Raw genomic sequence first — 11537 nt, forward strand, 5'->3', positions numbered from 1 at the left:
CAGATGTTCTTCGATAACCAAAAGTATTTCGATTTTGTAAATAATTGCCGTGCCGAAGGTATCAACGTGCCTATAATACCGGGCTTGAAACCAATTACCACATCCAAGCAATTGGTTAATCTGTCCAAAACCTTCCATATCGATATCCCCGAAGCATTAAGCGATGCCATCCACGATTGTAAAGAAGAAAAGAATGTGAAAGATATAGGTATAGAGTGGATGATAGAGCAATGTAAAGAATTGGTGAAATTTGGTGCACCAGTACTGCATTTCTATACTATGGGTAACCCTGGTCCAACTAAAAGAATAGCTGAGGCGATATTTTAGATAAAGAGATTGTCATGCTGAACGTAGTGAAGCATCAATCGCCGCCTTGTTTATTAGCAAGGCGGCGATTTCTTTACAGCACCTTTTCAATATGAACCAGTTTCCCATCAAAGTTCATACCTTCTAAAACAATTTTAAATTTGCGGGTAACATCATTATTATAAAATTTAATGAGGTATTCCTGTTTTCCTTTATCCAGTATGATATTAGGGTTCCAGTACAAGGTGGTGCGCAAGTCGGGCGCTGAAGGGGCATTAACTGCTGTGGCGTAATCCGGACTAAAAAAATCTTTTACCGGGGTGTATCCTGCTAAAGGGAGCATCTTATTATTCTTATCATTATAAACAAAACCTTTGCCTCTTTTAGTATAAACGGATATTACACCGCCATAAGCACCAAAGGCGCCACCCATTGATGGATCGTATACTTTAACATATTCAACGTCCATCATTGGAGTATTGCGGATATCGGCAGCACTCGACGAAAAATTATTCAGGAAGAAAGCCACAGGGTCATTTCGCCAAACAATAGATGGAACATCGCCCAACGGATTGCTAATCCTAATACCCGGTATTTTACCTTGTAAGTATTGAAACAGCGAACCGTAATTAGTAGCCCGAGGATCGTCGCCAACCATTAAATTGGTTGATATACCATCCTTAAAAACGCCAGTGGTGTAAACTTTATCTATCTTTTTCTCCTGCGATACTCCTTTCGATTTTATTTGCACCTCTTTAAGTTCGCGGGTATTTTTAAGCTGCAACATGTAATCCTGCACGCGTTTTGATAATTGTACAGGTGCGGCATTTAATGTAATGCTCGTATCCGGCGCAGGTTTCATAAACGGGTAGATATAATTTTTCACCAGGCCATTATCAACGGTGAGTTTTATTTTATTTGATGCCAGATTTTTGTCCTGAAACTTAAAGTACAGCTTTGCGTCGCCGTAATAGATCAGACCATCCCTAAAAAAACCTGCGTTATCGCTTACTTGTAATGGCAACATTACCGAACTGCCATCGGGCGTTTCTACATAAATAGTTGCGTAAGTGCCCGGTTTAAATCCGTTAGCCCTAACACCAGTTACCTTACCATTAATACTTAAAAAACGATGATTGGGTATAGTATCGGTAAGTGTTTTGGCGGTATCGGTGCTCCAGTTATACTTTCGCCAGCCATGGGTAAGCATTACCAGGTCTAAATTTTTCGTGACATCATCTGTCTGGTTAGCAAAGTAATAATATGGGTTAACGATCTTTCCCCGCAAGTCGCCGGTTAAAAGCAAGCGCGAAACAATATTATCCTGGTTTGACGATGCATCGTCTATATCTGCATCGGTAACTGATATCGAGTAATTGGAACGGATAGTATCTTTTACTGCCAGCTTTAACTGGTTTAACCCTCGCTTTAACTTGCTTATTGCTGTAAAGCTGGTATCTACATTAAAACTATAATCGTGGTTGTTTACAAAGGTTATACGCTCTGCAATGGGCTTTAAGTTTTTGTTAAAAACAGTAATATATAATATCCCCGAGGGCATATCTTTCACCGGGATGGTACCATTAGACATTTCCGCGTTTGAAAGATCGACCCTTATCTGATAGGCAATAGTGCCGTTGCTTTGCGCTACCAGCGTTACCTGTTTATCGGCAGCATCCGCATCTTTAGATCGGAATATATAAAACTTTTTACCGGCGGCAACATCGGCTATATGCAGGCTTATTCCGTTGGGCTTGGCCGTTGGTAAAGCCGTAGTATGTTCGTTACCTGCCGCGTCTTTCCATACCGCTGTGTAAGATTGGTTAGGTTGCGCAAGCATAGTAAAGGCACCCATACCATCATGTGTGGTGGCAAATTCTGTTACAGTAGCGCCATTGTTTTTTATTACCCCTTCGGCTTTAACGGGCATACCATTGGCATCGGTAACCTTAAAGGCCATAAGCGATGGTATGCCATTTATCCAATCGCCACCTTCGGGTAAAAAATGGATAACCGGCGGGGGTGAGTTGGCAATTTCAGCCGCTTTAGGAAGGTTTACAACCGATAGCTGTTTCATGTAGATAAAACTGCTATCGCCTTTCAGCATAACTTCGGTATAGGCCCGGCAATAAACCGCATGTATAGCGGTATCTGTTGGCAACACTATATTGCCCGATGCGGTAGATTCAAATATGGGCGCAGTGAGCCGGTTAAGTAACTTGCCATTATTGTCCAGCAGTTCCAGGTAGAAATTTTTGCCCGCCCTTGATCTTTTAGAGCCTGTGAACAAGTAAGCTTTAAACCATACCGTATCGCCGGTAACATAGCTGTTTTTATCGTAATGAATGTATATTTTTTCCTGCGGATCTGTCTGTAATTGGTTATTGATTATCTTATTTAAACTTTGCGCGAAACAAAGATCACCGCAAAATAATATGGTAGCAATAAAAGATAAGCGGACAAATAATAGGTTCATTAGGTTATGGAGAATGACAGATGAATGTAGTCACTTTTTAACAAGAATAAAAGCACAATAATTTCTGCCCAATAAAAACGCCGGACTGAGAACAGCCCGGCGTTTATTTATCAATTGGATGAGATTATATCCCTCTTTCGCCTTTTAGTTTTGAAGCGGCAAGTAATGCCCTATAAGCATTAACTATGCCACCTGTTTTTGAAAGGCTTGTAAAATCAACTTTTTCGGTTGTGCTGCCCGGTTTTAAAACCATAGTACCGGTTAAAGGTACTGCTGATTCCAGTATTACCTGCTTAAGCTGTTTGGCGCTTAAGTTTGGATAATATTCCAGTACCAGCGCTGCTATGCCTGCTGTAATTGGCGATGCGAAGCTGGTGCCATCGGCAGTGTTAAATTCAGCATCCATATTTATAGATGTTACCTTAACACCCGGTGCAAATACATCTACATTGTTTTTGCCATAGTTGCTAAAGCTACCTGCAAGGGTTTCGTTCAACTTATCGGCAGATGCGCCAACGCTTATTACATTATCAGCGTCTACGGCAGATCCATCTTCAAAAATATCATTCGGGAATTCTGGTTGGGCGTCAACATCCTGGTTGTCGTTTCCAGATGCCTGTATCAACAATACATTTTTCTCGGCAGCATATTTAAAGGCCGCGTCAACCCAGGCTTTGTGTGGTGATAGTTTTTTACCAAAGCTCATGTTAATGATCTTTGCCCCGTTATCAACCGCGTAACGTATAGCATTAGCTATATCTTTATCGTACTCATCGCCGTTTGGCACGCCTTTAATAGACATTATCCTTACGTTATCGGCAACGCCATCAATACCATATTTGTTACCACGTACCGCGCCAATTAAACCCGCTACACCTGTGCCGTGTTCAGCATCGGCAAATTTTAGCAGGTTGTTACCATAAGGTTTGCCGTCGTTTACATCGGGGTTATCGCCTACAATACGCTTGCGTGCATCCAGATCAGGGCTAACATCATTGTTAAGCTTGGCCAGATATTCGCTCAGGTCATTAATGATCTTGGCATTGGTTTGATCGCCACCCTCTTGTTCAAAAACAGAGGACCATACCGCTTTGCTTTGTTTAACAGTATCGCTGGCAGCAGTAATTTTTGCCAGGTCGGCCTTCTTAAAAGAAGAGCCGCTTTGTAATTTAAGGGCGTTTTTAACATAGCCGCTGGTAGCCATTAAGGCATTCATTATTGGCTGTAGCTGCTGTATTTCGGTATTAGCTTTGTTAAGGGTTGCATCATGGGTAAGTTTTACTTTTTCCCAGTAAGCAAACTCTTTTTCGCTGCCTGCAGGTGCCGATGAAACCGTTTCGTATTTGCCTTTCAGCCTGTTGTACTCACGAACCTCCTCGGTAGTTTCGGTAAAATCGCACTTACCGCCCGGGCCGCCTAAAAAGTTCCAGCCGTGTACATCATCAATGTAACCATTCTTGTCATCATCAATGCCATTGCCCGGAATTTCTTTCGTATTAACCCATAGTATAGGTTTAAGATCAGCCTGTGCGGTATCAATCCCACTATCAATAGTAGCAACCACCACGGTTTTGCTTTTTTTGCCTTTTACAAATAAATAGGCCTGATTTAAACTGATCCCGAAATAGCCATCGGTTTTAAGATCCATTAAATGCCAGTTCTTTGGCAGTTCGGCAGGTGCTTTTGGTGCTGCTACCTGCACCTGCGCTGTTGAATTAAAGCTTATTAATAAGGCGCTGCTCAATAATACGCCCGTAATGGTTTTGCAAATTTTGTACATACTTTATATCTGTGTTTTATCCATTCATTGCCGTTGACTTCAGTCAACGGATCACAAGGTTATTAATATAATATTTATTTACAGGTCAAATTTAATACCCTGCGCTAATGGCAACGTTTTAGAATAGTTTATAGTATTTGTTTGGCGCCTCATGTAAACTTTCCATGCATCAGAACCAGATTCGCGGCCACCGCCTGTTTCTTTTTCGCCACCGAATGCACCGCCTATCTCAGCGCCCGATGTACCAATGTTTACGTTAGCAATGCCACAATCAGAACCCGCGTATGACAGGAACCGCTCTGCCTCGCGCAGGTTATTGGTCATTATTGCTGATGATAAGCCCTGCGGAACACCGTTCTGCAGTTCGATAGCTTCATCAAGATCTGAGTATTTTATTAAATAAAGAATTGGCGCAAATGTTTCGTGCTGTACAATTTTAAAATGGTTTTCTACCTCGGCAATGCAAGGCTTAACATAACAGCCAGATGAATAAGCCTCGCCTTGCAGCTTTCCGCCTTCAACAACAAAATTTCCACCCTCTGCCTTGCATTTTTCGATCGAATCTAAATACAGGCTAACCGCATCCTGGTCTATCAGCGGGCCCATATGGTTATTTTCATTTAATGGGTCGCCAATTTTTATTTGTCCGTATGCGCTGATCAGTTTTTGCTTAAACGCTTCGTAAACACTTTCGTGGATAATGAGCCTGCGTGTACTGGTACAACGCTGCCCTGCGGTACCTACCGCGCCAAATACAGCGCCAATAAGCGACATATCCAGATCCGCATTTTCTGTAATGATGATAGCATTATTGCCGCCCAGCTCTAAAAGGCTTTTACCCAAACGCGCGCCAACAGCAGCACTAACCGCTTTACCCATCCGGGTAGATCCGGTTGCCGATATCAATGGTACGCGGGTATCATTAGCCATCTGCTCGCCAATGTTGCGATCGCCTATCACCAGGCAGCTTACGCCTTCGTCAATATTGTTAAGTTTAAAAACTTCTTGTGCAATATGCTGGCAGGCAATGGCTGTTAAAGGTGTTTTTTCGGATGGTTTCCAGATGCAAACATCACCGCAAACCCATGCCAGCATAGCATTCCAGCTCCATACAGCAACCGGGAAGTTAAAGGCCGATATCACACCCACGATCCCCAGCGGGTGGTACTGCTCATACATGCGGTGCTCGGGGCGTTCGCTATGCATGGTAAGGCCATAAAGCTGGCGGCTCAAGCCCACCGCAAAGTCGCAAATGTCAATCATTTCCTGCACCTCGCCGTAACCTTCCTGCAGGCTTTTGCCCATTTCGTAGGATACCAGTGTGCCTAATTGTTTTTTATTCTCACGCAGCGAATCGCCTATCTGGCGCACTATCTCGCCACGCTTAGGCGCAGGTATTTGTCGCCATGTTTTAAAAGCCTTCTTAGCCGTTTCCACAACTGTATCATACTCATCTGCAGTAGCAAACTTTACCGCGGCAATCTTTTTACCATCAGTAGGCGACACAATATCTTTTGTAACAGCATTGGCGCTGCTACCCCAGTTCGCACCCGTACTAAAAGCATGGTTTATGTCGTTAATATGTAAATGATCAAGAATATCTTTAATAAGTAAGCTCATAATTTGGTACTTTTGTCAAAGGTAAAAATCTTTAAGGCAATTTCCACAACTCATCCCTCGCCGGCTAAAATGCTTTACATTTATTATCAGTAACTTGTATTAATATCTGTTAATAATGTTTGTATGTTGAAAACTAAATTGACTTATGGAAGCTTATTATTGTAATTTGAACTCATGTTTAAGCCTTGCGGATAAACATCCGCCGGGGAAATATGGTGTTCTGCAAATAAACTTGAATGGAAGAAGAATTTGAATTTGGTTTTACCGAAGATCCAAAGTTTTCGGTAGAACGGTACGAAGAGATGATTCGAAATCATGATCAGTACTTTTTTGACGCGCAGGCGTTTGAGAACATTATAGACTACTACATAGAAAAGAACGACCCGGCAAAAGCCCTGCAAGTATCAGAGTATGCCCGCAATCAGCATCCGTTTGCCGCCGTATTCCTTATAAAACAAGCCCAGCTACTGGTAGTTACCAACCGCGCATCAGAGGCCTTTGCCGCATTGGATAAAGCCGCTATGCTGGAAGCAAGCGACGCGGATATATACATTATAAGGGGTAACCTTTATGAAAGTATGGAGCGCAATACCGAAGCATTGGAAAATTATGAAAAGGCGCTTGACCTTGCCGAAGAAACCGACGAGATATTACTGCATATCGCCTACGTTTATCAAAACATGGGCGATTATGATACCGCCATTACTTACCTTAAGCTTTGCTTAAAACAAAACATGGAAAACCAGGATGCCCTTTACGAACTGGCATTTTGTTATGATGTTTTGGATAACCAGGAAGAAAGCGTTCAGTTTTATCAGCAGTATATTGATAACGAGCCCTACAGTTATGCCGCATGGTACAATTTGGGTAATGCTTATACCAAACTAAGTTTATTCGAGAAAGCGATAGACGCTTACGATTACGCCATCCTGATAAAAGACAGTTTTGCATCGGCATACTTCAATAAAGGTAACGCCTTAGTTAACCTGGAAAAATATGCTGAAGCGATTGATGTTTACCGCCAAACTTTCGAGTACGAGCAACCCAATGCCGATACCTATTGCGCCATTGGCGAATGCTACGAAAAGCTGGAGCAGATGGACGAAGCACGTTCGTTCTATAAAAAATCGGTTAAGATGGATCCTAAACTGGCCGATGCCTGGTTTGGGATTGGTGTAACGCTTGATTTTGAAGAACGTTATTTTGAGGCCCTGCATTTTTACAAAAAAGCGCTTGACCTTGATATTGCCAATGCCGACTACTGGTTTGCCATTGCCGATGCCGAATACAAATTGGGCCACATGCCCGAGGCAGAAAGCGCTTACGAAAAAGTGGTGGAGCTAAACCCGCTTGATGTGGATGCCTGGCTGGATTACTCGTCGATACTGTACGAACAAAAACGACTGGTGGATGCCATTGAGGTAATATCGCAGGCCATTAAAAATAACCCTGATGCGGCAGAGCTATACTATCGTATGGTAGCGTACCTTTTTGCCAAGGGCGAATACAACGAAGCATTGAACTACCTGGAAATGGCCCTTGCCGCCGACCCGGAGAAGCACTATATATTGTTTGATTACCTGCCTCAATTGCAGGAAAACAAGGTGATCATCGATATCATAAACAGGTATACGAAATAAGGAAGGGTGAGTAGCCTGTTATCCGTTGGCTGAAGCCAACGGGCAATGAAATGCATGGAAGATCATTGCCGTCCCTTTCAAGGGACGGAAGATAGATAAACAGATAAGGGGCTTCAGCCCAATAAATAATATTCAAATCAGACTCAATCAATTGTTAAAGCCGAAACAGAAATGTTTTGGCTTTTTTGCTGAATGACAAATCAATTGTGACAGGCTATACTAATATATATTAAAAAAGTGGTGGCACTGATTTGTCAGTAGCTGTTTTTTAAATAATTGATTTTTAGCGAATTAAAAGGTGTTCACGCCGTTCACGGCTGTGAACGTGAACACTTTTGTCGATCTCGGGTAGCAGAAAGTAACATTTATTATCCCCTTTGCTACGCAAAGAGGGTCGACCAGTCCCGACTATCGTTGGGATAGGGGTGAGTAAAATATCAAACAACCCCATCTTCCATACGTTATTCTTTAAAACCGAATAATTATGAATACCCCAAATACAACCCCAGGCAATAAATTCCCCTTAGAAGGTGAAACCGGTGACCCGAAAGTTAACGCGGCAGAAAAGGATGTGATCACCAATAAGGATGATATCAGCCACATAACCAATAAAGATGGCGCTGTTGCAGATACCGATGGGATAGAGGAAACCCTCAGCGAAAGCGAACCTACAACAGAGTTAAACGCTGATAACCACATTACCAACAACGATAGTGCTGCAACCAATGAGTTGGAGCCTGACGAACAATTTTAACAGATCATTAAAGAATATTATCAAACATGCTTCAATAAAAAAAGCGGCCCAAATTTGGACCGCTTTTTTATTATTTACTGTGCGAAAAAAGCCATGGGATCAGCTGTGGTTCTGCAAAGGCATCATCCCAGCTGTTATGGTCATCCTTAGGGTAAATGGTAAATTTAGGATCGGCGCCTGCGGCCTTAAGGGCATCTACCACCACCTGCGAATGCTCAAACGGAACAATGCTGTCTTTGGCGCCATGGAAGAACCATAAAGGGACTTTCTTAGCATACTTTTTTACGTTGTTGGTGTTATCGCCACCGCAAATAGAAAACGCGGCTGCAAAGGTATTTGGTTTACGCCTCAACATTTCAAGCGTACCCATGCCACCCATTGAAAGGCCGCCTATGTACACCTGTTTTTTGTTGATAAAGGGTTTATCAAGCATTTGGTCAACAAGGCCGAGTAATAAGTTCATAGCACAGGTAGGTTTACCGCCTTCCTGGAAATTGAATATTGTTTTACGTGTTATCAGGTTTTGGTCTATTTTAACATTGGCCCAGAAATCATCTGTAGGGCATTGCGGGAAAACCACTATAGCCGGGTAGTTTTGGCGAATGGTATCATTCAAGAATAACTTTGGCCCGTATTTAATTTCTGCTTCATTATCATTACCCCTTTCGCCGGCGCCATGCAGCACAATTATAAGTGGGTATTTTTTTTGAGGATCAAACTTTTTGGGGAATAAAATGCGATAAGGCAGTGTTTCCGTTTTCATGGTAAACGATCCCCTGTCAAAAGCTGAGTTGGTTTGGGCCTGTGCTAAAAAAGGAAATGCCAGGTACATAATACCCAGCATTACCAATATTCTTAATTTTTTTATCGTCATGTGTAAGTTAATTCAGTTGGTTACTAAACGTAAATTAACACCTTTCCATTCATTTTGCTTTAAATATTTTATGATAGGATAAGTTTTGCATTGTAATCTGGATACAAAAACTATTTTTTCGCGATAGCAGTACTGTGAAAATCAAGCTTTTTTAATCCGTTCTGAACCTCGGGGCAACTCATGAATAAGTTCCACAATAATCCCGAGCGATAATTCTCTATCATAACAATAATTGGCCCCTGATCAATAGCCAGGTATGATTTCGCATACCAGTTACGCGATTCGCTAAAAGCATCGGTAAAGCCATATTCGCCCCATATTTTATCGCCCATGTCATAATAAAAATGGCGTAGCGCTTTCATAGAATACTCTGGCGTATATGGGAACGCGGATAATGCCGCTGTTGGTGTAATAACCCCCAGGTCATTATCCGGTGAGTGTGCATTATAACCTTCAAAGTTATCGCTGGCGGTTAAGCCCCATGAGTTTTCGCCGTAGCCTTTAAATTTTTTAGGGTTATCAATACAGTATGCCCTGTTAATAAGGGTATGGTTCAGGTTTTGTTCCCAATAATCGGCATACCTGTCTTTTAATCCTTTAGGGTTTAATCCCAGGAAAGAGTATTGCGAGAAGAATAGCGGGCCGCCATATGGAAAACCCAATGGCAGCTTGTATCCATAATAGGTATGGCCATTTTTAAAGAAATCGCTTTGTGCCCATCCCCTGTGGTAAACATCAGCACTAACAGGGTAGCGGTCTGCAGATGCTGCAAGTATGTAGGTTATTAAACACTCGTTAAACCCACGGATAGGGAAGTTCATAGCCCAGCCGTTGTTTGGGCTCCAGTGCCAGTAAAGGTTGTCGCGGCCTTCGTGTGTGTACCAGCTCCATTCTACCTCGTTCCATATCCAGCTTATTACATCGCGTATACGGCGTTCTTTTTGGTTGTTGGCAACATAGTATTGCTTAGCGCATAAAAGCCCCTGTAGCAGGTACGCGGTCTCTACCAGGTCGCCGCCATCATCCTTGCGGCCAAAGCGAATTGTTTTGCCGGTTTCACCGTTTAACCAATGCGGGAATACCCCATGATAAGCATCGGCCCTGAACAAGAACTCCACGATCTTAAGCATACGGTCGACAGACTGCTCATGCGTGATGAACTTCCTGTGATCGGCAGCTATCATAGCCATAATACCAAAGCCCGAACCGCCGGTGGTTACTACCTCGTCGCCATAATCAAAAGATTTATTGCTGCGTTCGCGGGCAAGGCCACTAACAGGGTGCCCAAAATCCCAAAAGTAACGGAACGTTTGGCGTTGTACTACATCTAAAAGAGCGCTGTCGCTCAAATTTTTTATAATGCCTACCGGTTTAATGGCTCCCTCAACCTTTGCCGGATTTTGTGCCATGCAGCAAACAGATGCTATTGCCATGCAGGCTGATAGTAATATTTTCTTCATTGGATTAGATCAGTTAATAGTTAAACAGGCATATCGCGTGCCTTTATTTTGTTTATAAGTTTGGGCTTGTAAAGCCTAAGCCTTTCATGCCGGTTTTTACTTCGGGGCAGCTCATAAATAAATTCCATAAAAGGCCGCTCCTGTAATTTTCTATCATTACAATTATGGGCCCCTGGTCAATAGCCAGGTACGAATTGGCAAACCATGGGTTATTTAAATTATAAGCATCATAAAAGCCATAGTCGCCCCACATTTTATCGCCCAGTTTGTAATAGAAAAAGCGCAATGCCGCCATTGATTCTGTTGGGGTATATGGTAACGATGATATGGCTGCGGTAGGTGCAATAATACCTACATCATTTGTTGGCGAGCTTGCCGTATACCCGCCTTCGATATCGCTTGCGGTTAAGCCCCAGCTATCTGCGCTATAGCCATAATAATTTTTAGGGTTGGCCACACAATATTTATAATTGATTTGGCTGTGTGCTTTGTTCTGCTCATCATAGTTGGCGTAAGCATCGGCCAGGTTATTAGGATTAATACCCAAAAAGGAGTAATGCGCGAAAAATAACGGGCCGCCCTGTGCCGGGCCTAATGGCAATTTTACACCGTAATAGGTAGCCCCGT

The 11537-nt window shown here is 42.7% G+C and carries 9 protein-coding genes; 3 read left to right on the plus strand and 6 right to left on the minus strand.

Annotation, left to right across the window (positions count from 1 at the left end):
• On the plus strand, nt 1–327 hold a 327-nt coding region (locus tag JWQ85_RS18040; RefSeq protein ID WP_299470399.1), incomplete at its 5' end, for a methylenetetrahydrofolate reductase.
• Between the two features lie 73 nt (nt 328–400).
• Here JWQ85_RS18040 and JWQ85_RS18045 read toward each other — a convergent pair.
• The 3 genes from JWQ85_RS18045 to JWQ85_RS18055 form a co-directional block, all read right to left on the minus strand.
• On the minus strand, nt 401–2782 hold the full coding sequence (locus tag JWQ85_RS18045; RefSeq protein ID WP_299470400.1) for a hypothetical protein: 2382 nt from the start codon (nt 2780–2782) through the stop codon (nt 401–403).
• 124 nt (nt 2783–2906) lie between these two features.
• Nucleotides 2907–4562 carry a S8 family serine peptidase gene (locus JWQ85_RS18050; protein WP_299470401.1) on the minus strand — a complete coding sequence of 552 codons (1656 nt, stop codon included), beginning with the start codon at nt 4560–4562 and terminating at the stop codon, nt 2907–2909.
• 78 nt (nt 4563–4640) lie between these two features.
• Nucleotides 4641–6182: an aldehyde dehydrogenase family protein gene (locus tag JWQ85_RS18055; RefSeq protein ID WP_299470402.1), complete on the minus strand. Its 1542-nt coding sequence runs from the start codon at nt 6180–6182 to the stop codon at nt 4641–4643.
• 236 nt (nt 6183–6418) lie between these two features.
• Here JWQ85_RS18055 and JWQ85_RS18060 point away from each other — a divergent pair, with 236 nt between their 5' ends.
• Nucleotides 6419–7822 (plus strand): tetratricopeptide repeat protein, encoded by a 1404-nt coding sequence (locus JWQ85_RS18060; protein WP_299470403.1) that lies wholly within the window; start codon nt 6419–6421, stop codon nt 7820–7822.
• 484 nt (nt 7823–8306) lie between these two features.
• Nucleotides 8307–8576, plus strand: coding sequence for a hypothetical protein (locus tag JWQ85_RS18065; RefSeq protein WP_299470405.1), 270 nt, complete (start codon nt 8307–8309; stop codon nt 8574–8576).
• 70 nt (nt 8577–8646) lie between these two features.
• Here JWQ85_RS18065 and JWQ85_RS18070 read toward each other — a convergent pair whose 3' ends face one another.
• From JWQ85_RS18070 to JWQ85_RS18080, 3 genes are all read right to left on the minus strand, one after another.
• The gene (locus JWQ85_RS18070) at nt 8647–9450 is read right to left on the minus strand and encodes a prolyl oligopeptidase family serine peptidase (protein WP_299470407.1); all 804 of its coding nucleotides are present in this window, start codon (nt 9448–9450) and stop codon (nt 8647–8649) included.
• Between the two features lie 110 nt (nt 9451–9560).
• A complete protein-coding gene (locus JWQ85_RS18075; protein WP_299470409.1) occupies nt 9561–10910 on the minus strand; it encodes a glucoamylase family protein in 1350 nt (449 codons plus the stop codon).
• A gap of 52 nt (nt 10911–10962) precedes the next feature.
• Nucleotides 10963–11537: glucoamylase family protein (locus tag JWQ85_RS18080; protein ID WP_299470411.1), on the minus strand; the 575-nt coding region annotated here is incomplete at its 5' end.

Source organism: Mucilaginibacter sp., assembly GCF_028288105.1.
In the GTDB taxonomy this organism is placed as follows: Bacteria; Bacteroidota; Bacteroidia; order Sphingobacteriales; family Sphingobacteriaceae; genus Mucilaginibacter.